The sequence below is a fragment of the Arthrobacter sp. zg-Y895 genome, assembly GCF_020731025.1.
Taxonomy (GTDB): Bacteria; Actinomycetota; Actinomycetes; order Actinomycetales; family Micrococcaceae; genus Arthrobacter_B.
Genome location: NZ_JAJFZY010000003.1, coordinates 594058 through 614841, shown reverse-complemented (window position 1 = coordinate 614841; position 20784 = coordinate 594058). Strand labels below are relative to the sequence as shown.

Genomic DNA, 20784 nt, shown 5'->3' with positions numbered 1-20784 from the left:
TGCAGAGGTTACCTCATTATGTGGTTACCGCGAAATGGGTAGACTGTTTTCATGACTGATGCTTCTGCCGATCCGGCGGCCCTGGGGGAACTGATGCATACGGCGTTTCGCGGACTGCGGAAGCGCTGGATGCAGCAGCTGGCCCCGTACGACCTGACGCCGCACCAGTTCCGCGCGCTGAGCGCGGTGGCACGGGCAGCGGGGCACGGGGGCGGGGCGCACGGCGGGGCGCATGGGGGCGCACGGGACACGGCCGGGGTCGGCTGTGAGCCCGGGCTGCGGCTGAAGGAACTGGCGGAGCGGCTGCGCATTGCCCCGCGCTCGGCCACGGAGGTGGTGGACCAGTTGACCGAAAAAGGCCTGGTGGAGCGCCGGGCACATCCGACCGACCGTCGGGCTACCCTGCTGACGCTGAGCCAGGCAGGGGAGCGGCTGCGGGAAACGGTGCTGGCAGACCGGAAGCGCGAGGCGGACGAGTTCTTTTCCGTTCTGGAGCCGGGGGACCGGGCGGAGTTGGCTCGGATCCTGGGCGAGCTTGGCGGGAGTAGGGATGGATAATTCCCGGCACGCAAACACGATGGAAAGCTAAGCAACCTGATTTTCTCCTGTGGGGGTCGTTCTGTTAGATTTCGAACGGGGAATTCCACGCGTTGCTGCGTGCCTTCCTTGGCAGCAATTTGCTGGTGATTGAACAAAGTCTCGATATATAAGGTCTCTACTTCATGTGTAAAACGAGCGGTAAGCCCCTCGCCCGGGCTGGTGTCGCAGCCCCGGCACGGCCCGCACTCAGTTCCTCGCCGCCCCCGGAAGAATCCGCCCGAGGATGAATGCGCAGGCAGTAATCCAGCGCAACAACGTCCGGGTGCTTGGACGTCCAGATGGCCCTGTGCTGCTGCTGGTGCAGGGCTTTGGCTGCGACCAGGTGATCTGGGACCCGATCCTGCCGGCGTTTACGGACACCTACAAAGTGGTGCTGTTTGACCATGTCGGAACCGGGGCGGCCGATCCGGAGGCTTACAACGCAGCAAAATACGCTGATCTGGAAGGTTATCTGGGCGACCTGACCGAGGTCCTGGATGCCTTGGAGCTCCAGGACGCCACCATCGTGGGGCACAGCATAGCCGGCACCATGGCACTGGCCGCCTCGGTGCGCAGCCCTCGGATTGCATGCCTCATCCTGCTCTGCACGTCGCCCTGCTACCTCAACGACGAGGGTTATTCGGGTGGATTCGCCCCCGGTGACATCCAGAATGTTATTGATGCGGTGGAGGCCAACTACCCCCTCTGGGCGAGGACGATGAGCGCGGGCATAGCGGGAGCGGATGCAGGCCCGGAGGTCAATGACATGCTGGCGGACCGGCTGTGCCGGTTGCATCCGGAGTACGTGCGGGACTTCCTGCGAATGAGCTTCGCCACGGACATCCGGCACCTGCTGCCCCAGGTATCCGTTCCGGCCCTGGTCCTGCAGCCGCGGGCCGACCCGCTGACCCCGGAAGCGGCGTCGTTGTACCTGCACCAGCATCTCCCCGGCAGCACGCTTGTGGAACTGGAAACGCGCGGCAACATGCCGCACATCATCAACCCCCGAGAGACGGCCGAGGCCATCCTCCAGTACCTGCCGACGGTTCAGGCATGACCGGCGCGACCAGCGCAGCGGCGGATGGTCCGCAGGCCGGCGACGGCGTGTACGAGGAGCACTTCCATGCGGCGGCTTCCGGGTACCTCGTCCTCACCACGGACGGTAGGATCCTGGATGCCAACCAGACGCTGGCCTCCTGGACCGGGCATTCCCGGGAGGGGTTGCTCGGAGGCAACATCATTGACCTGATGCCGTTGGCCGACCAGGTGGTCTTCACCTCCTACGCCGTACCGCAGCTGGCCGTGGCGGGATGCTTCAACGAGATGGCGGCGGAGCTGGTGTCCGCAGACGGCGACCTGATTCCGGTTCTCCTCTCCGGCGTGCGCACGGAGGAAAAAGACGCCCGAGACGGCGCCGGCGTGGACCGGATCGCCGTCTTTAACGCCTCCGAACGCAGGCTCTACGAGCGGGAGCTGGTGGCTGCCCTGCGCAAAGCCGAGGCGGCTGAAGCAGCGCGGGCCGCAGCGGAAGAAGAAACCCGGGAAAAACAGAAGGCACTGGAGGAGAAAGACCTCGTCCTGCAGGCGAACCTGGCGAAGAGCAGGGAGCGCGAAGCCTTACTGGAAACGGTGCTCAACACGATCGACGTCGGCCTGCTTGTGGTGGATGCGCAGGGCCGGACCATGCTGACAAACGCCCACCTCCAGTCCGCCTGGAACAGGGTCCAAGGGGACATCGCCACGGGCGGGGACCGGCCGATTTTCGGTCCGGACCGCGTCACGCCCCTGTCCGATGTCGAGAGTCCGGTGAGGCGGGCCGTCGCGGGTGAGTCCTTCTCGAACCGGTTGGTATGGTTCGGGTCCTTGGACCGTGGAAACCAGCTGGCCCTCAATGTCTCCGCCCGGCCCATCAGGGCGGAAGGAGTGGTTTCCGGATCGGTGATCGTCTACAGCGACGTCAGCCGGTTGGTCCATGCCGTCGCGGCCCAGGAGGAATTCGTGGCGAGTGTGTCCCACGAACTGCGGACCCCGCTGACTTCGATCATGGGTTACCTTGACCTCGCACTGGACGAGGAGGGACTGTCCCCGGTGGTGACCTCGGCGCTGAATGTTGCGCTGCGCAACTCGGAACGGCTGTTGGCGCTGGTGTCCGATCTGCTGTCCGTAGCGTCCGGTGCCACCAAAATGGACCGCCGACCGGTGAATCTGGCCGAAATCGTGCGGGCAGGCGTGGTGTCGGTATCCCCGAAGGCTGCTGCGGGACGGGTGGACCTGGTGTCGGAGATTCCGGTCTCGCTGACTGCTGATGCGGATCCGCAGCGACTGGCACAGGTGGTCGATAACCTGCTGTCCAACGCCGTGAAGTACTCGCCGGACGGGGGAACAGTGACAATCCGCCTCTGCCAGGACGAGCACGCGGTCCGCCTTTCCGTGGCAGATACCGGGATCGGAATGAGCGAGGCCGAACAGGAAAAGGTCTTTACCAAGTTCTTCCGGTCCCGCCGCGCTGTTGCCTCGGCTGTGCCCGGGGTCGGCCTGGGCCTGGTGATCACCAAGAACATTGTGGAATCGCACGGAGGAAAGCTGAGCTTCGTCAGCAGTCCGGGGCAGGGAAGCGAGTTCACGGTGTCCCTGCCCCTGGCGGCGGAAACCGCTGCCGGAATCAGTTCCGCTCGTTGAGCTTCTTCAACAGGTCGGTAAGGTTCTGCAGCTCGGAGGAAGTCCAGCTCCCGAGCCGGTCCCGCAGGAGGGCCCGCTTCGCAGAGTGGGCGTTCTCGTAGCGGACCCGACCTTCCGGAGTCAGATTCAGCAGCTGGACCCGCCCGTCGGCAGGGTTCGCCCGGCGGACCACCAGGCCCAGGGTTTCCAGCTGGGACACCGTCCGGCTGAGCAGGGCCTTGTCCACCTGAAGCGCCTCGGCCACGCTCCCCTGCGGACATTCCCCGCCGCGGTACAGGGTCATCAGCACCGTGAACCCCAGCGGCTGCAGGCCCGGATGGACCGCCGCGGCGGCATCCTTGAACGTCCCCCGCGCGGCGGCAAGCATCATGGAAAACTCGCGTTCCACTTCCAGGACGGCGGACTCGAAGGTGATGCTGTCAGCGTCCCCGGCTGCCGACGTCGTCACCCTATGCGTTGTTCTTTCCGGCCGGAACATCCTTCCCCGCAGAAACGTCCGGATCCTGCCCGGCGGCCTCTTCGGACACGGCAGCTACCGTCTCTGCAGTAGTCCCGGAATCCTTCCCGGAGTCCTTCCCGGACGCCGCAGCAGCTTCTTCTGCCTGCATCTTCTCGTGCCGGGTCAGGCTGCCCAGCGGCAGGTTCGGCAGGAAGAGCACAGCCAGCAGGGTCAGGACGCCCAGCGGAGCGGCGATCATGAAGATGTGCGCCACCGAGGAGCCGTACACCGATTCCACAATGAGACGCACGGATTCGGGCAGGGAATTCACATCCGGGATGCTGCCGGAGGCCAGCGATGCGGCGACCGCCTTGCCCTCCTCGCCCAGCGCGCCTATGGCGGCCGTCAGTTCGCCCTGCTTCTCGGCCAGCCGGTCGGTCACCTGGGTGGCCAGCACCGCGCCCAGCGCGGACACACCGACGGTGCCGCCGATAGTACGGAAGAAGTTGATGCTGGAGCTGGCGACGCCGAGATCCCGGGTGGAAACGTCGTTCTGCACCACGAGCACGAGGTTCTGCATCACCATGCCCACGCCGGCGCCGAGCAGAAACATGTACAGGGAGACGAGCCCGAAGTTCGTGTCATATTCGATGGTGCCCATGAGGACCAGGCCCGCCGTCAGCAGCACGGACCCGACCACCACGTAGGCCTTCCACTTGCCGCTCTTGGTGATCATCCTGCCCACAATCGTGGAGATGATCAGCAGGCCGGCCATCATCGGGATGGTCATCAATCCGGACATGGTCGCAGATGCGCCGCGGGCCAGCTGCATGTACTGGGACAGGAACACGGTGGTGCCGAACATGGCGACGCCGACGGCGAGGGACCCGATCACCGCGAAGGTGAAGGTCCGGTTGCGGAACAGGGTCAGCGGGATCAGCGGCTCCGGGGCCTTCAGCTCCACGGCCACGAACGCGGCCAGGCCCAGCAGCGAACCGCCGACCATCCACGCGGTGGCCGCACTGGCCCAGCCGAAGTCGGTGCCGACCAGGGAAACCCAGATGAGCAGGCAGGACACGGATGCCGAAAGCAGCACGATGCCGGCGTAGTCGATCTGCACCTTCCGCTTCTTCAGCGGCGGCAGGTGCAGGGTCTTCTGGATCATCACCAGTGCGACGGCAGCCAGCGGAACCGCGACGTAGAAGTTCCACCGCCAGTTGACGGTGTCCGTGATGACGCCGCCGATCAGCGGACCGCCCACCGTGGACAGGGCCATCACGGCGCCGAACAGGCCCATGTACCGGCCGCGTTCCCGCGGCGAGACAATGTCCGCCATGACAATCTGGGTCAGCGCGCCGAGACCGCCGGCGCCGATGCCCTGCACCACGCGCATGGCGATCAGCCAGTCGGTGTTGTGCGCGAAACCTGCCGCGGCGCTGGCGACAATGAAGATGATCAGGGCCAGCTGGACCAGGACCTTGCGGTTGAGCAGGTCTGCGAGCTTGCCCCAGATCGGGGTCGACACCGCGGTGGCCAGCAGGGTGGCGGTGACCACCCAGGTGAAGGCGGCCTGGTCGCCGTCGAGGTCCGAGATGATCACCGGCAGCGAGGTGCTCACCACCGTGTTCGCCAGCATCGAGACGAACATGCCCAGCAGCAGGCCGGTCAGGGCCTGGAGAACGGCACGGTGCTTGCGTTTTGCTTCAGCCCGCGCCTCGGCTCGGGTTGCGGGTGCGGCGCCCTGCGGGGCAGGGGAAACGGACATGGGGTACTCCAAAAAGCCGAACGACGGTTAAAGGTTGATTTAAATCAACGGTACGTCCGGGGTTTTTGCTGCCCTGACCAGATGCGCCCCTCGGTGACTGATCTCATGGGGAAAGGTGATGAGGTCGTCTTCCGGCTGTGGGGTCGGAGCGCGCAGCGGTGAAGCCGGGCACAATGAAGGGTGGCCGAGATTCCGTTTTCCAAGGGGCACCGATGAGCAATACCGTGCATGGTTCGTCCACCTTCCCGCCGCGCCACCCGGGTCTGGAGCCGCGCTTCCGGGTGTCCCGGGAGGCACTGCGTGCCTCCCTCTGGTTCTGGCCCACCTGCGCCTCGCTTGCAGCGGTGCTGCTGACCCTGCTGCTGTTGCAGGTCCGCCCGGGTGACGACGTCGCGTGGGCACGCTGGATCTGGCCGGCCGGCGTCGATGCCGCGAGCAGCCTGCTGCAGACCGTGGCCACCAGCGTGATGACGGCAGCGACCGTGACGTTCTCCCTGACCGTGGTGGCACTGCAGCTGGCCTCACAGCAGTTTTCGCCCCGGCTGCTGCGCGAGTTTGCTCGGGATGCCCGCACCCAGACCGTCCTGGGCGTGCTGATGGGAACGTTTATGGCGTCCGTCACCGGCCTCTACGGGATGGAGGTGGACCGCTCCGTCCCGGTGCTGGTGGTGGGCCTGGTCTACGTGCTGGGGATTGCCAGCGGCGTGGTGCTGCTGCTGTTCATCGGGCACATCACCCGGTCACTGCGGGTGGACACCATGATGCTCAACGCGCATCAGGGCTGCCTGGCGGTGCTGCGTGAAACCTATCCCGCATCCGATACCGGCGAGGTGCAGGACTTTCCCCGGCCCGACGGCGGCACTCCTGTGCCCGTCGGCCGCAGCGGCATCGTGCAGGCAGTGCACGCGAAGCCCCTGGTCCAGATGCTGCACGAACACGGGCTGACTATGCGGATGGAGGTGCAGCCGGGCGACCACGTCACCATCGGCACGCCGGTGGCCCGGGTCTGGAGCGACGACGGCGGCCCGGTCCCGCTGGGTGCCGTGCGCGAGTCCCTGGCGGGTGCGCTGGAGATCGGCTATGAACGGACACCTGAGCAGGACGCCGCGCTGGGGCTGCGCCAGCTGACCGACATTGCGGTCAAGGCCATTTCCCCAAGCATCAATGATCCGATCACCGCCGCCCACGCGCTGGGCTACTGTGCCGATCTGCTGGTGGACATCTCGCGCCGGCGGCTCGGCCCCGAAGGGCAGGAAGATAACGACGGGGTGCTGCGCCTGGTCACTGTGGGCCGTGACTACCGGTACTTCTTGGACCTGGTCTGCGGGCCGGTCCGCCGCTTCGCGGATTCCGAACCGATTGTGCTCACCGCCGTGCAGCGCCTGCTGCGTGACTGCGCGGCCACTGCCGTCAATGAGAACCAGCGCGAGGAGATCCGTCGGCAGTCCTCGCTGGTGCTCGAGAACACCTCGCGGACCCTGGCGGTGGCTGACGGACAGGAAGTCCGCGACATGGCCCGCCGGGTGGAGGAGGCCCTGATGGGGGACCTGGAGTCCGCGTTTGCGGACCGGGCGGGGGAGACCCGCTCGGTTTAGGGCAGCAGTTCCATGGCCAGGACAAAAACGCCCATGGCCAGCACGAAGAACCCGAAGCCCCGCCGCAGCGCGGCCTCCGGAATACGCCCGACCAGCCGGGCACCGATGAGCGATCCGATAATCGCCGCAGCGGTGACACCGCCCACCAGCGCCCAGTCCAGGGACACGGTGGTGAGGTAGCCGGCGAGGCCTGCAAAGGACTTCATGGAAATGACCACCAGCGAAGTTCCCACCGCCACGGGCATGGAAAGCCCGCCCAGCAGGGCCAGCGCCGGGACCACCAGGAAGCCGCCGCCGGCGCCCACCAGGCCGGTCACCAACCCCACCACCAGGCCTTCGACAATGACCTTCCCCACCGGAAGCTCCTTGCTATGCGATTCCGCGGACCCGCCCCTGCGTCCGCGGATCATCGCCACCGAGGTTGCGATCATCATCAGGGCGAAGGCGACCATCAGCACCACTCCCGGTATCCGCCCGCCAAGCAGGCCCCCTGCAAACGCCCCTGCCATCCCCGCCGCGCCGAAGAGCAGCCCGGTGCGCCACTTCACCCGACCCTTGCGGGCGTGCCCGACGGCGCTGAAGGCCGAGGTCACGCCAACCACGAAGAGCGACGAGGCGATGGCCTCCCGGGGGCTCATGCCGGCCACGTAGGTCAGGATCGGGACGGTGAGGATGGACCCGCCCCCGCCAAGCAGGCCGAGCGAGAGCCCGATCAGCACGGAAAGCAGGAGGGTCGCGGCGAGGGTAACGGTCATGGATGGTGTCCTTGGAAAGGGGAGCGGCGGTGGGGCAGGCGGGTTAGCGGGCGGCGGGCAGCTGGCTGATGGCCGACTGCGCCGTGGGTTCGGACGCCGCCTTGTTCCAGGGCATCTTCGACAGGGCCTGGCCCATGGCGCAGGTGTTGGTCGCAGCGGAGAACGTCAGCCCGGCGCCGATTCCCCCGGCCAGCAGCCGCACCTTGGGGGACACGAACCGGCCGCCGGCGAGGCCGGCGATCACCAGGGAGCCTGCGGCCATGCGGACCTGGCGTTCCAGCGACCAGCGCTGTGCGCCGCGGACGACGTCGCCGCCGGCCGCCGCGAACGCGGGCACACCGCCGGTGAGGACCCGGGCGTTGGTGACGGCCGCACCGGCGAGGCGCCCGCGGGCCTGTTCGGCGCGGACGCCGGACTGGCAGACCAGCACCACGCGGTCGCCCAGGCGTTTGGCCAGTTCATCGGTGTGCTCGGACAGCAGCGGCAGCGGCACGTTGTAGGAGCCCCGGATGTGCATGCTTTCAAACTCGGCGGCGGAACGGACGTCGAGGACCACGAGGTCTTCGTACCGGCCCATCCAGTTCTGCAGGGTGGCGGCGTCGAGCTCGGTTACGGGGGAAGCGGAGGAGGCCATGGGCCCTCATTTCTGTAGATAGGTAGTTCTGCGGGAAACGCCGGAGCGAAACCCCTGGGGGTATACTTCCGGTAAGAAAATCACCACCGGAGGAGAAGTCCATGCAGCTGGATAACAACGAACTCGCACCCGTCATCAACCGGCTGAAGCGGGCTCAGGGACAGCTGACCGCGGTTACCCGCATGCTCGAGGAGGGGCGGGACTGCAAAGACATCGTCACGCAGCTGGCAGCTGTGTCGAAGGCGCTGGACAAGGCGGGATTCGCAATCATCGCGGCCGGCCTGGAGCAGTGCCTGCTCAACGATGACGGCTCGATGGACAAGAAGGACCTGGAAAAGCTCTTCCTCTCCCTGGCCTAGGCGGCAGGGGCGGCGGTTCGCCGGCCGCCCCTGCCAGCGGAAATCAGCTGTTGATACGGGCCTGCATGCCGGACCAGCCGGCGTAGCTGCCGTCCAGTTCGACGACGTCGTACCCGGCCCGGCGCAGGGCGCTGGCGGCCACGGAGTTGCGCACGCCGCTCTGGCAGTAGGTCACGATGGTGCCCTCGTCCGGCAGCTGGTCCAGGTTCCAGAGCACCCGGCCGGCGCTGAGCTGCTTCGAACCGGGGATGTGTCCGGCGGTGTGCTCGGTGCGGTTGCGGACATCAAGGACCAGGGCTGCGTCAAAGCCCTCCAGCTCCTCCGGCTGGATCAGGCGCGGCAGAGTCTGCGGCAGGCCGTCCATGGTGGTGGCGAAGCCGGCCACCCGGTCAATGCCGACCCGGACCAGGTGGTCCCACATCTCCTGTGCAGAGCCCTGATCGGCGGCGAGCAGCACCAGCGGGCGGTGGTCGGTTTCGGGGTCCACGGCCCAGGCTCCGAAGCTGGCGGTTTTGGTGCCGGCGGGGATATTCACCGATCCGGTCACGGTTCCCTTGTGGACCTCTCCGTTCGAGCGGGTGTCCACGAAGGTGAGGGTGTCCTGCGTCAGGCCGCGGGCGACGTCGTCCGCGGACAGTTCCTGCAGTGGGGCGCGTTCGCCCATCACGGCCGGACCCTGCCGGTTTTCGCGCTTCATCCTGCCGAAGTAGGCGTGCGCATCAGGCTGCCCGTCGAGCAGCTCATCCACGAAGCCCTGCTCGTCATTGGCGGCAAGGTATTTGCCCCACCACGCGTAGAGGCGTTCGTAGCCCACGGTGGTGGAGGGGAGTGCGCCGAGCGCCTTGCCGCAGGCGCTGCCCGAGCCGTGGCCGGGGTAGACCTGCACGTGGTCGGGCAGGGTCAGGAACTTTTCCTGCAGGCTGCGGAAAATCTGCCGGGCGCCTTCGAAGCGGGTGTCCACGCCGCCGGCGGCTTCATCCAGCAGGTCGGGGCGGCCCAGGTCTCCGGAAAAAACGAAGTCGCCGGAGAGCAGGTAGCCGGGTTCGCTGCTGAAGGCGCCGTCGGTGACCAGGAAGGAAAGGTGTTCCGGCGTGTGGCCCGGGGTGTGCAGGGCCTGGAGGGTGATGTTGCCGAGGGGAACCGTGTCGCCGTCGTGCAGGCGGGCTGCCTCGAAGCGGTACTGCCAGTCCGTGCCGCCCTCGCCGGAAACGTACATTTCGGCGCCGGTTGCGGCCGCGAGCTCGCGGGTGCCGGAGAGGTAATCGGCATGGATGTGTGTCTCGGTGACCGCGACAATGCGCATGCCGTTGGCGGCGGCGAGCTCCAGGTAGGTGTTGATGTCGCGGCGGGCGTCCACCACCACGGCTTCGCCCTGGCGCTGGCAGCCGATGAAGTAGCTTGCCTGGGCCAGGTCCTCGTCATAGATGCGTTCGAGCAGCATGGAATCTCCTTTGCGGGGTTTTTGGACACCCCCGGGGGTATCCGTCCTGCTTCGACGGTAATACCTAGGGGGGTATATTCGCAAACCGGAGGGGCGTGCTTTTGCATACCCTAGGGGGTATCTGCCACGATGGTGGAGGGACGCAATGTCCGGTTGAATTCGAGCCAAGGAACAAGCAAAATGTGCCGAGCAGTAAAGTGCCGCAACTGCGGCAAGACCACGTGGGCCGGATGCGGAAACCACGTTGACCAGGTGATGCGCGGGGTGCCGAAGGCCGACCGGTGCAGCTGCGGAGCGGACACCGGAAAAGCTACGGCCGGCGCCCAGCCGTCCGGCGGCTGGCTCGGGAAACTGTTCGGCCGGAAGTAAGCAGGACCGGCGGGGGCAAGCCGAGCCTCCGGCCACCGCAGGTGCGGCTGTGGCAGGCTGTGGCCATGGAAACCACCACCGGCATTCCCCCATGGCCTTCGGCCGAGCCGCAGTATGCCAACGTGAGGCTGCGCGCGTTCCGGGACACCGACGTCGGGATGGCCATGGAGCTGGCCCAGGACAAGTACGTCCCCACGGTGGGGAGCCTTCCGGCGCGGGCAAGCCATGGGCAGGCCTTGGAGTGGCTGGAACAGCAGCGGCAGCGGCACGCCGCGGGAACAGGCTTTTCCTTTGCCGTCGCGGATGCCGAAACCGATCGGTGCGTGGGGCAGATCGGACTCTGGGGGTGGGAGCTGCAGCACGGCCGTGCCCAGGCCGGCTACGGCATCATGCCAACCGCCCGGGGGCACCGGTTTGCTGCCAACGCCCTGCGGGCACTGCTGGAATTCGCCTGGACTATTCCGGAGCTGCACCGCGTGGAGGCGTACATCGAGCCGTGGAACACCGCCTCGATCCGTTCGGCCGAACTCGCGGGTTTTGCGCAGGAAGGACTACTGCGCAGCTACATGGAGATTTCCGGGCAGCGGCGGGACCTGCTGATCTATGGAGCGGTCAGGGGACACGAGGGGTAGCCGGCGCCGGGACGGCGCATTCGCAATCATCTTTTCCGACGCAACCGCGGCCCCATCCGTTGACTCCCCGCCCCGCGGAAGCGGACAGTTGAGGCATGCCAGGCATCGCCGCACCCCTCTGGGATTCCCTGACCGGGACCGTCCAATCGGGCTGGTGCCCGGGACTGGTGGCAGGGGTCCGGATCAACGGGCAGACCGAAATCTTCGCCACCGGCTCGCTGGGACTCGACCAGTCCGAGCCGATGGCCGAGGACACTCCGTTCCGCATCTCCTCGCTGAGCAAACTATTCGGCGGCGCCCTGGCCATGAGCCTGGTGGCCGACGGCGCGCTGGGATTGAATGACGAGGCCGGACGGTGGCTGCCGGGGCTCGCAAACCTGCGGGTGCTGGCCACGCCGGATGCCCCTTTGACCCTGACGGTCCCGGCCCGCGGCCCCGTCACGGTGCGCCACCTGCTGACCTTCACCGCCGGCCTCGGCGTCGACTTCGATCCGACCCCTTATGTGGCGGCCACCCAGGATTTCCTCTGGGGACCCAACCCGCCGGACATGACCCCCGAGGAGTACCTGACCCGGCTCGGCAGCCTGCCGCTGGCCTACCAGCCGGGGGAGCGCTGGATGTACCACGCCAGCGCGGACGTGCTCTCGGTCCTGCTCGCGGCAGCCACTGTCACGCCCCTGGACCAGCTGGTGCAGGAGCGGATCAGCGAACCGTTCGGGCTGACCGGCACCGGCTTCCCGACGGGCACCGAACATTTCCCGGTGGTGTACGCGGTTAACGACGACGGCGGGTTGTTCGAGGCGGTGTCCTACCGGGATGCGCTTGCGGGACCGCCGAAGTTCGCGTCCCTGGCCGGCGGGATGGTTTCCACCGTGCCGGACTTCGTGCGCTTCCTCGCCGGGCTCGCGGATGACACGGTACTGCCGGCCGAGCTGCGGCACGAAATCACTGCGGACCAGTTGACCTCCCCGCAGCAGGTCGGCGTGGCTGAAGTGGCCGGCCCGGACGAATCCTGGGGATTCATGACCGCCGTACAGACCGGGCGTGGGGCGCCTTGGTCCGAGCCGGGCATGTGGGGCTGGGCCGGCGGATCCGGGACCAGCGCCGCCGTTTTTCCCAACGGGGATATCGGCGTTGTGTTCACCCAGCGGTTCCTGAGCAGCCCGCAGGAGCATTTCGATTTCTTCTGGGAGCCGTTCGGGGAGCTGCGGGAGAGTATTCGGAACACCGCTACCTAGTTGGCCGCGGCCAGGAGGGCTTCCTACGCGAAGTGGGTTGCTACCTTGGCGGCGGTCACCGATTCGACCAGCCGTTCAGCCAGCTCGCGGAGCTTGATGTTCTGGTGGCTGGAGGCCCGCCGGAGGATGCCAAAGGCTTCCTCCTGGCTGCAGCGGTTCTGTCCGGCAACTATACCGACGGCAATGTCGATGGCGGTGCGGGACTCCATGGCCTTACGCAGATCGTCGCTGACCTCCTTGTGGTTCGCAATCTGAACGGCAACCTGCAGCGTCACGGCAGCTTCCGCTGCATAGTCCTCAACGGCATGCACGAAGTCATCGGTGAAAATGCCGGTGCTCTTGCCGTAGAGGTTGAGGGCCGCGCCGCCGTCGTCACCAATGAGCAGGGGTACGGCGAGCACGGAATAGCAGCCCAGGCCATGGATAGCCTCGAAATACTCGATCCAGCGTGAACCGGTGCGGGTGTCGGCCACCAGCGTCAGCTCTCCGCTCTCCGCCGCGTAGAGGCACGGCCCGTCGCCGTACCCGTACTGGAGTTCGTCGAGCTGATTGGCCTCGGTGCTGCTGCTGGCCACCGTCTGGGCGCGTTTGTCCCGTTTCAGGGTGATGCTGCAGAGCAGCTGGTCCGGGTCGCTGAAAAGTTCAGCAGCTTGTCCGGCGAAGGCTTCAAGAAAAAGCTCCATGCCCGGGTTGTCCAGAATGAGTTGCTGCAGCTGCGCCGCAACTGAGGTTCCGCGAGTAAGGGCTGTCATTGCAACAGCTTATCCGGGCGGCTGCTCGGGAATGGCCCGCGGACGACGGCGCGCGGCCGGCGACAATAAGGCCTGCGGCTTAGGGCGTTATGCTCCGGATGGGACCGAAGAGCCCTAGGATAAACGCAATTCCGCAGCACCGCAGAAACGAGGCTTCAGTGTCCACGCCCCACCCCGACCCGCAGAATGGCCAGTATCCCTACCCGTCGACAACGGAAACGGAAGACCGACCCCAGACGCAGACGCAGTTCCCGTCCTACCCGGTGTCTGCCCAGCGGCCCAGCGGGCGTGCAGCGGGGGAGAGCTTCAAGAACCAGTCGCTGCTCTTCGGTGTGCTCGGCCTGTTTGTCGCTGGATTCGTCCTCGGTCCCATGGCCATTTACTACGCCCAGAAAGCCGAGGCGCTGAATGTCCCTGCAAGTGCGGGCAAGGTGCTCGGCTGGGTCAACGTGGTTATGTGCGCCATCACCGTGGCTATCTTCCAAACGCTGATTTACTTCCTGGTGTTCGCCGCGATTACCGGGTTTGGGAGCCGCGCCATCTAAGTGCTTGACCCTGACACAGTGGCAGGCAGGAGAACTGAGACATGTTATCCATCGGAGCCTTCGCGCAGATCGGCCAGGTGACCCACCGCATGCTGCGGCACTGGGACACCGCCGGGCTGCTCGTCCCGGCCCACGTGAACGAGTTCAGCGGCTACCGCTCCTACGATCCCTCCCAGCTGGAACGGCTGCACCGGATCGTCGCCCTCCGCCAGCTCGGCTTCGGCCTGGAGGAAGTTGCCTCCATTCTCGATGCCGGCGTCGACGCCGACCGGATCGCCCGGATGCTCCGCATCCGGCGGGCCGAGGTGGAGAGCGAACAGCGGACAGCGGCCGCGAGGCTCCTCGACGTGGAACGGCGGCTCCATCTCATTGAAAAGGAAAATGCCATGTCCCAGATCGAAATCGTGCAGAAGTCCCTGCCTGCGGTCCGTTTGGCCGCCCGCACCGCCGTCGTCTCCGAACAGCACGAGGTGGCCGCCGTCGTCGGGCCGTTGTTCGATGCCGTGGCGGAGGCCCTGGCACCCACCGGCGCATCCCTGGATAAGCCGATCGCCCAGTACGAGACGAGCGAAAACGGCATGCACATCATGGCCGGGTATGCCGTCTCCTCTGCGGGTCCCGACGGCGTGGAGCTGGTGGATCTGCCGTCCGTCCCGACCGCCATCTGCGGTGTCCACCTCGGCACCATGGACCGCATAGGGGAAAGCTGGCAGGCCGTGCATACAGAGACCATTGCCCGCGGCTTTGTGCTCTCGGGTCCGTGCCGCGAGGTGTATATCCGTGCGGCCTCCGATGACCAGGCGGACTGGGTCACGGAGCTGCAACAGCCCGTCCAGCCGGCGTAAGGGGACCGCGGACCGGCACCGCGTGTGCCGGTCCGCGGAACACCGCCGGTTTAGACGTTGTAGATCTTCCCGGCGGTGATCCCGCCGTCCACCACAAACTCGGCGCCCGTGGAGAAGCTGGACTCGTCGCTGGCCAGGAAGAGGACAACACTGGTGACCTCTTCCGGAGCGGCCGGCCGGGTGAGGGTGGTTTCGGTGAAGTCGATCGGCTTCTGCCTGCCCATCACGGCGGTCATCGGCGTCTGGATGGACCCCGGGTGCACCGAGTTGACCCGCACGTGTGATGCGGCGAGTTCCAGCGCGGTGGACTTCGTCAGTCCGCGCAGGCCGAACTTCGACGCCGTGTAGCCGTGCATTCCGGCAATGCCCTCCAGTCCGGCGGTGGAGGAAATGTTGATGACCGACGACGGCGCGGACGCCTTGAGCGCCTCGACTGCTGCGGACATGCCGAGGAAGGGGCCGGTCAGGTTGATGTCCAGTGCCCGCTGCCAGCGCGCCGCCGGGTATTGGCCGAGCGGACCGCCGTCGAGGATGCCGGCGTTGTTCACCAGGATATTGAGGCCGCCGAAGGTTTCGAGCGTGGCTGCCACGGCGGCGGCCCAGTCCTCGGCGCTGGTGACATTCAGATGCACGTAGCGTGCGGCGTCGCCCAGTTCCGCGGCCAGGGCGGCACCGGCGTCGTCGTTGATGTCGGCGATCATCACCTTGGCGCCTTCACGCACGAAAGCCCGTGCGTGGGAGGCGCCCATACCGCTGGCTGCGCCGGTAATCAGGGCTACTTTGTCTTTGAGTCGTTCGCTCACGGTTGGATCCTCCTGGTTGGATTGCCGGTTCCCACGGCACGTTCGGCGCTGTGGTGGGGCGGGGCCCATTTCCGATCGTACGGCGGCGGAATCGGGCAAAATCCGCGGGAGGGCCCCCGTTGTGGGCAGTGTCATATGCGCAGGAAACCCTTTAGGCTCCTCACCATGGCATCCCTGATCTCCCACACATCCTTCGACAGCCTCGACGCCTACGGTCAGTCCGTGTTCTGGCGGCGGATCCTCGGCTTCCGGGAAGACCCGGAGGACCCGAACCGGCCGGGCGAGGAGGAATGCATGATCTTCTCCCAGGACGGCACGCAGCGGCTGCTGTTCATTGAGGTTCCGGACGCCAAGCAGATCAAGAACCGCGTCCATCTGGACTTGAAGCCCGCCGAAGGTACCCGCGACCAGGAACTCGAGCGCCTTCTGGGGCTGGGCGCCCGCGAAGTCGACGACCGGCGCAACGCGGACGGCACCGGGTGGGTGGTGCTCGCAGATCCGGAGGGCAACGAATTCTGCATCCTGCGCAGCGACGAGGAGCGCCGGGCGTCCGCCTAGGGGCAGGCATCCTGGGCTCGGGTTAGGCCGGGGGTGGCTGGGACTGGGACAAGACCCTCCCGTCCGGCGGGTCGTCACGCGTAGTGTCGGGGACTGTATTCCGGAAGACCACCGAGAGGAAAGCCGATGGAGAACGTCACCTTAAACAACGGCGTCGAAATGCCGATCCTGGGCTTCGGCGTGTATCAGGTCCCGCCGGATGAGACCGAAGAGGCCGTGACCAACGCGCTGGCTGCGGGATACCGCTCGCTGGACACCGCCGCGGCGTACCAAAACGAAGACGCCGTGGGACGTGCGGTGCAGAAGAGCGGCCTGGCACGCAACGAACTGTTCATCACCACCAAGCTCTGGATCCAGGACAACGGCGAGGCCACCACCACACGCGCCTTCGAGAACTCGTTGCAGAACCTAGGCATGGAGTATGTGGATCTGTACCTGATCCACCAGCCCTTCGGTGACGTCTACGGCGAGTGGCGGGTAATGGAACAGCTCTACAACGACGGCGCCGCGCGGGCCATCGGGGTTTCGAACTTCGCCCCGGACCGGTTGATCGATCTGATCATGCACCACGACGTGGTTCCGGCCGTGAACCAGATTGAAACCAACCCGTTCTACCAGCGGGCGGTCGAAAACCAGTTGATGAGCGACCACGGCGTCCGGCACGAGTCCTGGGCGCCCTTCGCCGAGGGTAAGAACAATCTCTTCTCCGATCCCACGCTCTCGGCCGTTGGCGACACCCACGGGAAGTCCATTCCCCAGGTGGTGCTCCGCTGGCTGATTCAACGCCGAATAGTGGTGATCCCGAAATCGGTCCGCCCGGACCGGATGGCGGAGAACTTCGATGTGTTCGACTTCGAGCTCAGCCCACAGGAAATGGCCTCCATCGCCGACCTCGATACCGGGAAGTCCATGTTTTTCGACCACCGGGACCCCAAGGCCGTGGCCCGCTTGAGCGGGGTCACTTTGGAGTAGGTTCGGGCGCCCGATGCAGGTCCCGCACGAGGTAGAGCCACGGGAAGGACCGGCTCCCCACCTGCCAGCCGTCCGTTTCGTAGTGGGAGGAAGGCCGGGTCCAGAGCACACGGCGGTGTTCCCACTGGGTGTCCGTCTGCAGCATCCGGTGCCGGAGCATGTCGACGCCGATGGTGCGCCAGCCCATCCGCCCGGCCAGTTCCAGCTCGGGCATTTCATCGAAGGCCGTGACCGGGCCGAGCCAGCGCTCGCGGGAACCGGGGGCCTGTTCCTCCGGGCGCGTACCGAAACGCTGCTGTACCGCCTGCCGGGTCATCCCCAGCTCGCGGCCCAGTGCAGCCCAGCTGACTCCCGCGCTCCGGGCCGCCGCGACCGCCCGGTGCTGCAGCTGCTGGCTTGCCTGCTCGGCTGCCCCTGCCCGGGCCACGAGGGCGAGGTGGTCCTCCTCGGTGAGGGTCCCGGCGTCGTCGTAGTCGCCGAGGATCAGTGCGCCGATCTGCTCCTGCAGGTCGGTGACCGGACCGCGGGTCACGGCTGTTCACCGGCGTCGCGGCTGGGCAGCCAGTACTCCCTGCCGCTGCTGTCCGTGTTTCTCCGCCGGACGTGCGCGACGGCAAGGTACACGCTGCCCACGATCAGGGCGCCGCCGGCACCCTGGCAGAGGCCCTTGGGGAATCCATGCAGGTCGAGCAGCAACCAGAGGGCAAATAGTGCAACGCCAACCAGAAACATCACTGCGGCGTAAACGGCCGTGAAGATGCGGAAAGTTCTCATGGTGTCAATCAAAGCTTGACATCTTCGAAACGTCAAGGATTTGTTGACACTTTCTTGATCCGGCTTCCGGTACTCGCGTATCGGGGATCCGCGGCGGCTAGGGTGCAGGGATCGGTGCGCCATCAGCGGTGCACTGAAGAGAAGAGAAGAGAAGAGAAGAGGAGCAGACGTGGAACGTTCGGTGCTGTCGTTGTGGTCATACGGGTCGGTGCTGTCCATCGGGTCGAAGAACTCGGTGCTGTCGATCGGCAGCGTGGGGTCGGTGTGCTCCATCGGCTCGATCGGGTCCTTTGGCTCGGCGCTGTCCATCGGATCGGCGTTGTCCGCGGTGGCGGTGATGTCCTGGCTATCCGTCGGGTCCATCATGTCTTCGCGGTCCAAGGCCGTGGTCATGGCCGCCGGTAAGGCCTAGCCTGCGGCCGCCCAGGCTGTAACCGTCAGGAAGCCGGGCTCCGCCGAGTCGATGTCCGCCTCCAGTTCCTGGCGCACGGTCCCGGAGTAGGGGGCCACCAGCAAGGTGCCTACCCGAACCATGCCCGCCCCGGCGGTACCGCGCCAGCCGATCGAGGCCGTGGCTGCTTCCCCGGGGGTCAGCGTCACCGGCTGCACGGGAGAATCCTCGGTCATGTGGGAGCCGCCGTGCACCGCAGTGATGCCCATGACCCAGCCGTCGCTGCTCTCGAAGTCCAGATCCGGGTAGCCCTGTACCGTGCAGGACCGTGTTCCCGTGTTTCGCACAGTGATCTGCGCTGCCCGGTGGCCCAGGGCTGCATCCCACCCGCCGATCGAGGACTCGACTTCTTCACCGGTGCACCACAGCGGATCCGGCTCGGAGAGGGCGGCACCCACCGGGTCGGCACCGTAAACCGTTGGCTCCGGAGTGGGCGTCGTGACAGGCTCCGGGACAGGCTGCGAGGGATTGCGGGCGGTGAGCGGCAGTGCAACCAGCACGGCCGCCGAGAACAGCACGAATGCGCCCAGGGCCCAGCCACGCTGCCGAACCCGGGCGGTGGGAGCGGGTTCCTCCGGAACTCGGGCTGCGTGACGTTTCTCCGGCAGATGGGAACCCGCCCCGTCGGAAGCGCGGGCGGAAAGGAAGGTGGCCACGAGGGCCGGCACCCAGCCCCATGCAACCCCCCAATACGCTCCGGTGAGCAGTGAGGGCCCAAGCAGGTCAAAAATCCACTGTGCCCTGCCCAGGGGCCATTGGGCCAGGACCGAAGCCACGGCCAGCACCGCTGAACCGGCCACGGCCGCCAGCGTCACGCTCATCCAGTTGGCTAGGAAGAGCGCGCCCCGGGTGCCGGTCTTCCTGCTATTGGGCAGGAGCACCAAGGTGAACGCGGCCACGGCCAGGGCTGTTAACCCGGCCACCAGCACCAGGCCGGAACCGTCCAAAAGAGACTTGATGCGGACCGGCATAGTGTCCGGGGAGACCAGTGAAGCCAGGAAGATCGGTATCCGGCCGTTCCCTGCGGTCAGCAGCGCTTCGAAGGCCCAGCCGGAAATCAGCCAGAGGGCGGCGACGACGGCGGGCAGAAGCAGCGGTTTCAAGCCTGCGGCAGAGTTCCCCATGCAGCGAGGGTACCCCGCCATCCTCAAGCCGGATCCGGCAGCGGAGGGTGCGGGAAGTTACCGCACCGTTGCCGGTACGAGTTGCCGCCGCAGCTCCGCACACAGTTCCGCCAGCGCCTGCGGGGCGCTGCGGCACAGCCGCGGGAAGGCCAGGTAACCGTGCGGCATTCCCACATACGTGGTGACGCGAACCGGAACGCCGGCCTTGCGCAGCGCTTCGGCGTACCGCAGCCCGTCGTCGCGGATGGGGTCGTGTTCGGCTACCTGGATCAGTGCCGGCGGCAGCCCGGTGTGGTCCAGGGCCAGCAGCGGCGAGGCATACGGGTTGCTGCGGTCTGCCAGATCGGGAACGTAGAGGCTGCCGTAGCGGAGAATCTCCTCCTTGGTGAGGATGGGCGCGTTGGCGTTCTCCTCGATTGACGAGCTGCCCAAGGTCAGGTCGGTAGCGGGGTAGATCAGCCCCTGGAACGCGATGGCGGGACCGGACCGGTCCCGGGACATCAGCGTCAGCACCGCCGCCAGGTTGCCTCCGGCACTGTCGCCCACCACGGCGAGCCGGCCGGCGTCGGCCTCCCAATCGGCAGCGCGTCCGGCCACCTCGACCAGCGCCGCATAGCAGTCCTCCGCGGCGGCTGGCCAGGGATGCGTCGGCGCCAGCCGGTACTCGAGGGAAACGACGACGGCGCGTGCGTCCCGGGCGATAGTGCTGGCCAGCGAGTCATAGATGTCCAGGTTGCCGACGGTCCAGCCGCCGCCGTGGATCAGGACCACCAGGGGCAAGGTTCCATCGGCGTCCTTCGGCCGGTACACCCGGACGGGGATCCGGCCCTCCGCACCCGCGGCGGTGTCGTCCTTCATTTTTACGCCGGATGCGACGCCGCCCAGCACCCAGTCCAGAACCGGGTTGTGCTTGATGGTGCGCTGCTGGTCAGCGAGAATCTGTTCCTCGCTCTTGCCGGCCACGGAGAAGCGCGCCAGCACCTTGCCCACCAGCCGTACCCGGAGATCAAGCTTTGCCATCTTCGTGCCTTTCTTCTGCTTACCGGCACAGCCAGGGAACTTCCTCCGCTGCTCCGGACGGGCTGTACCCCCGGCCGCCCGGGGCACCCTCGCACCACTCGCTCACCAATGCCCCGCCGAGGCTCAGCGTAACGGGAAGCGCACCCACAAGGAGCAACATCCCGGTGAGCGTTGAACACAGCCAGGCCTGGCCCGCAGAGGTGGCGCGCCGCAACACGATATAGGCAGCTACCGCCCCGAAAAACGTGAGAAGAAACGGCAGGAAGCGCAGAGCCTGGTCCCAGGTGGCGCCCGTCCCGGCGAGGGCGGACTGGAGGGAAGCTGCAGCCAGCACTGCCCCGATCAGGGCCGGTACCCCGCAGATGGCCCACACGATCATGCCCAAGGTCAGCGGTGCCTGGGGAGGGGGTGCAGCGTGTGCGGGCATGCGGCCGAGTGTAGCTCAGGCGCCGATT

Annotated in this window: 24 protein-coding genes; 12 read left to right on the top strand and 12 right to left on the bottom strand. The window is 66.6% G+C overall.

Features of this window, described 5'->3' with window-relative positions; all coding sequences use genetic code 11:
* Positions 1 to 51 precede the first annotated feature (51 nt).
* The 3 genes from LJ760_RS04635 to LJ760_RS04625 all read left to right on the top strand — a co-directional run bounded on the left by LJ760_RS04635 (position 52) and on the right by LJ760_RS04625 (position 3258).
* On the top strand, positions 52 to 558 hold the full coding sequence (locus tag LJ760_RS04635; protein WP_227919896.1) for a MarR family winged helix-turn-helix transcriptional regulator: 507 nt from the start codon (positions 52 to 54) through the stop codon (positions 556 to 558).
* Positions 559 to 823: 265 nt separating this feature from the next.
* Positions 824 to 1636, top strand: a complete 813-nt coding sequence (locus LJ760_RS04630; protein WP_227919891.1) for an alpha/beta fold hydrolase — start codon at positions 824 to 826, stop codon at positions 1634 to 1636.
* A complete protein-coding gene (locus LJ760_RS04625) occupies positions 1633 to 3258 on the top strand; it encodes an ATP-binding protein (protein WP_227919887.1) in 1626 nt (541 codons plus the stop codon). The genes LJ760_RS04630 and LJ760_RS04625 overlap by 4 nt, the downstream gene beginning before the upstream one ends.
* Here the strand turns inward: LJ760_RS04625 and LJ760_RS17260 are convergent.
* Positions 3242 to 3706, bottom strand: a complete 465-nt coding sequence (locus LJ760_RS17260) for a MarR family winged helix-turn-helix transcriptional regulator (protein ID WP_227919883.1) — start codon at positions 3704 to 3706, stop codon at positions 3242 to 3244. The two genes, LJ760_RS04625 and LJ760_RS17260, sit on opposite strands and share 17 nt — an antisense overlap.
* Position 3707: 1 nt before the next feature.
* Positions 3708 to 5462 (bottom strand): MDR family MFS transporter, encoded by a 1755-nt coding sequence (locus tag LJ760_RS04615; protein ID WP_227919879.1) that lies wholly within the window; start codon positions 5460 to 5462, stop codon positions 3708 to 3710.
* Between the two features lie 212 nt (positions 5463 to 5674).
* Here LJ760_RS04615 and LJ760_RS04610 point away from each other — a divergent pair, with 212 nt between their 5' ends.
* A complete protein-coding gene (locus LJ760_RS04610; protein ID WP_227919870.1) occupies positions 5675 to 7057 on the top strand; it encodes a DUF2254 domain-containing protein in 1383 nt (460 codons plus the stop codon).
* Here the strand turns inward: LJ760_RS04610 and LJ760_RS04605 are convergent.
* Together LJ760_RS04605 and LJ760_RS04600 are read right to left on the bottom strand one after the other, a co-directional pair.
* Complete coding sequence (locus LJ760_RS04605; protein WP_227919865.1) at positions 7054 to 7812, bottom strand: sulfite exporter TauE/SafE family protein; 759 nt, start codon at positions 7810 to 7812, stop codon at positions 7054 to 7056. The two genes, LJ760_RS04610 and LJ760_RS04605, sit on opposite strands and share 4 nt — an antisense overlap.
* A gap of 43 nt (positions 7813 to 7855) precedes the next feature.
* Entirely contained in the window at positions 7856 to 8446 is a 591-nt protein-coding gene (locus LJ760_RS04600) for a rhodanese-like domain-containing protein (RefSeq protein WP_227919860.1), read from the bottom strand.
* 101 nt (positions 8447 to 8547) lie between these two features.
* Between LJ760_RS04600 and LJ760_RS04595 the strand changes: the two genes are divergently transcribed.
* Entirely contained in the window at positions 8548 to 8805 is a 258-nt protein-coding gene (locus LJ760_RS04595; RefSeq protein ID WP_227919859.1) for a metal-sensitive transcriptional regulator, read from the top strand.
* 43 nt (positions 8806 to 8848) lie between these two features.
* Here LJ760_RS04595 and LJ760_RS04590 read toward each other — a convergent pair whose 3' ends face one another.
* Complete coding sequence (locus tag LJ760_RS04590; protein WP_227919858.1) at positions 8849 to 10246, bottom strand: MBL fold metallo-hydrolase; 1398 nt, start codon at positions 10244 to 10246, stop codon at positions 8849 to 8851.
* A gap of 434 nt (positions 10247 to 10680) precedes the next feature.
* Between LJ760_RS04590 and LJ760_RS04580 the strand changes: the two genes are divergently transcribed.
* Positions 10681 to 11247, top strand: a complete 567-nt coding sequence (locus tag LJ760_RS04580; RefSeq protein ID WP_227919850.1) for a GNAT family N-acetyltransferase — start codon at positions 10681 to 10683, stop codon at positions 11245 to 11247.
* A 95-nt stretch (positions 11248 to 11342) separates the two neighbouring features.
* The gene (locus LJ760_RS04575) at positions 11343 to 12485 is read left to right on the top strand and encodes a serine hydrolase domain-containing protein (protein ID WP_227919845.1); all 1143 of its coding nucleotides are present in this window, start codon (positions 11343 to 11345) and stop codon (positions 12483 to 12485) included.
* A gap of 23 nt (positions 12486 to 12508) precedes the next feature.
* Here the strand turns inward: LJ760_RS04575 and LJ760_RS04570 are convergent, their stop codons facing one another.
* A complete protein-coding gene (locus tag LJ760_RS04570; protein WP_227919840.1) occupies positions 12509 to 13237 on the bottom strand; it encodes a GAF and ANTAR domain-containing protein in 729 nt (242 codons plus the stop codon).
* A gap of 158 nt (positions 13238 to 13395) precedes the next feature.
* On the opposite strand from LJ760_RS04570, the gene LJ760_RS04565 reads away from it, so the two are divergent.
* Both LJ760_RS04565 and LJ760_RS04560 read left to right on the top strand, forming a co-directional pair.
* Complete coding sequence (locus tag LJ760_RS04565) at positions 13396 to 13782, top strand: hypothetical protein (RefSeq protein WP_227919837.1); 387 nt, start codon at positions 13396 to 13398, stop codon at positions 13780 to 13782.
* A gap of 41 nt (positions 13783 to 13823) precedes the next feature.
* Positions 13824 to 14627 carry a MerR family transcriptional regulator gene (locus LJ760_RS04560; protein ID WP_227919832.1) on the top strand — a complete coding sequence of 268 codons (804 nt, stop codon included), beginning with the start codon at positions 13824 to 13826 and terminating at the stop codon, positions 14625 to 14627.
* 50 nt (positions 14628 to 14677) lie between these two features.
* Here LJ760_RS04560 and LJ760_RS04555 read toward each other — a convergent pair whose 3' ends face one another.
* Positions 14678 to 15430 carry a glucose 1-dehydrogenase gene (locus LJ760_RS04555; RefSeq protein WP_227919827.1) on the bottom strand — a complete coding sequence of 251 codons (753 nt, stop codon included), beginning with the start codon at positions 15428 to 15430 and terminating at the stop codon, positions 14678 to 14680.
* A 165-nt stretch (positions 15431 to 15595) separates the two neighbouring features.
* On the opposite strand from LJ760_RS04555, the gene LJ760_RS04550 reads away from it, so the two are divergent.
* Both LJ760_RS04550 and LJ760_RS04545 read left to right on the top strand, forming a co-directional pair.
* Positions 15596 to 15988: a VOC family protein gene (locus LJ760_RS04550; RefSeq protein ID WP_227919823.1), complete on the top strand. Its 393-nt coding sequence runs from the start codon at positions 15596 to 15598 to the stop codon at positions 15986 to 15988.
* 126 nt (positions 15989 to 16114) lie between these two features.
* Positions 16115 to 16960 carry an aldo/keto reductase gene (locus LJ760_RS04545; protein WP_227919821.1) on the top strand — a complete coding sequence of 282 codons (846 nt, stop codon included), beginning with the start codon at positions 16115 to 16117 and terminating at the stop codon, positions 16958 to 16960.
* On the opposite strand, the gene LJ760_RS04540 is transcribed toward LJ760_RS04545, so the two are convergent.
* The gene (locus LJ760_RS04540) at positions 16947 to 17492 is read right to left on the bottom strand and encodes a hypothetical protein (RefSeq protein ID WP_227919817.1); all 546 of its coding nucleotides are present in this window, start codon (positions 17490 to 17492) and stop codon (positions 16947 to 16949) included. The genes LJ760_RS04545 and LJ760_RS04540 overlap by 14 nt on opposite strands.
* Entirely contained in the window at positions 17489 to 17734 is a 246-nt protein-coding gene (locus tag LJ760_RS04535; protein ID WP_227919812.1) for a hypothetical protein, read from the bottom strand. Before LJ760_RS04535 ends, LJ760_RS04540 begins: the two co-directional genes overlap by 4 nt.
* A gap of 169 nt (positions 17735 to 17903) precedes the next feature.
* Between LJ760_RS04535 and LJ760_RS04530 the strand changes: the two genes are divergently transcribed.
* A complete protein-coding gene (locus LJ760_RS04530) occupies positions 17904 to 18146 on the top strand; it encodes a hypothetical protein (RefSeq protein WP_227919807.1) in 243 nt (80 codons plus the stop codon).
* Here LJ760_RS04530 and LJ760_RS04525 read toward each other — a convergent pair.
* From LJ760_RS04525 to LJ760_RS04515, 3 genes are read right to left on the bottom strand one after another with little or no spacing between them, the layout of a single operon-like run.
* On the bottom strand, positions 18143 to 19309 hold the full coding sequence (locus LJ760_RS04525; RefSeq protein ID WP_227919802.1) for a DUF4232 domain-containing protein: 1167 nt from the start codon (positions 19307 to 19309) through the stop codon (positions 18143 to 18145). The genes LJ760_RS04530 and LJ760_RS04525 overlap by 4 nt on opposite strands.
* Before the next feature lie 57 nt (positions 19310 to 19366).
* The gene (locus LJ760_RS04520; RefSeq protein ID WP_227919798.1) at positions 19367 to 20329 is read right to left on the bottom strand and encodes an alpha/beta hydrolase; all 963 of its coding nucleotides are present in this window, start codon (positions 20327 to 20329) and stop codon (positions 19367 to 19369) included.
* A gap of 19 nt (positions 20330 to 20348) precedes the next feature.
* Positions 20349 to 20756: a hypothetical protein gene (locus LJ760_RS04515; protein ID WP_227919793.1), complete on the bottom strand. Its 408-nt coding sequence runs from the start codon at positions 20754 to 20756 to the stop codon at positions 20349 to 20351.
* Between the last annotated feature and the right edge of the window lie 28 nt (positions 20757 to 20784).

Coding starts and splice junctions, on each gene's coding strand:
- LJ760_RS04545 (WP_227919821.1), top strand. CDS start 16,115: ATGGAGAACGTCACCTTAAACAACGGCGTCGAAATGCCGATCCTGGGC.
- LJ760_RS04535 (WP_227919812.1), bottom strand. CDS start 17,734: ATGAGAACTTTCCGCATCTTCACGGCCGTTTACGCCGCAGTGATGTTT.
- LJ760_RS04610 (WP_227919870.1), top strand. CDS start 5,675: ATGAGCAATACCGTGCATGGTTCGTCCACCTTCCCGCCGCGCCACCCG.
- LJ760_RS04570 (WP_227919840.1), bottom strand. CDS start 13,237: ATGACAGCCCTTACTCGCGGAACCTCAGTTGCGGCGCAGCTGCAGCAA.
- LJ760_RS04605 (WP_227919865.1), bottom strand. CDS start 7,812: ATGACCGTTACCCTCGCCGCGACCCTCCTGCTTTCCGTGCTGATCGGG.
- LJ760_RS04630 (WP_227919891.1), top strand. CDS start 824: ATGAATGCGCAGGCAGTAATCCAGCGCAACAACGTCCGGGTGCTTGGA.
- LJ760_RS04550 (WP_227919823.1), top strand. CDS start 15,596: ATGGCATCCCTGATCTCCCACACATCCTTCGACAGCCTCGACGCCTAC.
- LJ760_RS04575 (WP_227919845.1), top strand. CDS start 11,343: ATGCCAGGCATCGCCGCACCCCTCTGGGATTCCCTGACCGGGACCGTC.
- LJ760_RS04520 (WP_227919798.1), bottom strand. CDS start 20,329: ATGGCAAAGCTTGATCTCCGGGTACGGCTGGTGGGCAAGGTGCTGGCG.
- LJ760_RS04635 (WP_227919896.1), top strand. CDS start 52: ATGACTGATGCTTCTGCCGATCCGGCGGCCCTGGGGGAACTGATGCAT.
- LJ760_RS04590 (WP_227919858.1), bottom strand. CDS start 10,246: ATGCTGCTCGAACGCATCTATGACGAGGACCTGGCCCAGGCAAGCTAC.
- LJ760_RS04515 (WP_227919793.1), bottom strand. CDS start 20,756: ATGCCCGCACACGCTGCACCCCCTCCCCAGGCACCGCTGACCTTGGGC.
- LJ760_RS04625 (WP_227919887.1), top strand. CDS start 1,633: ATGACCGGCGCGACCAGCGCAGCGGCGGATGGTCCGCAGGCCGGCGAC.
- LJ760_RS04580 (WP_227919850.1), top strand. CDS start 10,681: ATGGAAACCACCACCGGCATTCCCCCATGGCCTTCGGCCGAGCCGCAG.
- LJ760_RS04595 (WP_227919859.1), top strand. CDS start 8,548: ATGCAGCTGGATAACAACGAACTCGCACCCGTCATCAACCGGCTGAAG.
- LJ760_RS04600 (WP_227919860.1), bottom strand. CDS start 8,446: ATGGCCTCCTCCGCTTCCCCCGTAACCGAGCTCGACGCCGCCACCCTG.
- LJ760_RS04615 (WP_227919879.1), bottom strand. CDS start 5,462: ATGTCCGTTTCCCCTGCCCCGCAGGGCGCCGCACCCGCAACCCGAGCC.
- LJ760_RS04560 (WP_227919832.1), top strand. CDS start 13,824: ATGTTATCCATCGGAGCCTTCGCGCAGATCGGCCAGGTGACCCACCGC.
- LJ760_RS04525 (WP_227919802.1), bottom strand. CDS start 19,309: ATGGGGAACTCTGCCGCAGGCTTGAAACCGCTGCTTCTGCCCGCCGTC.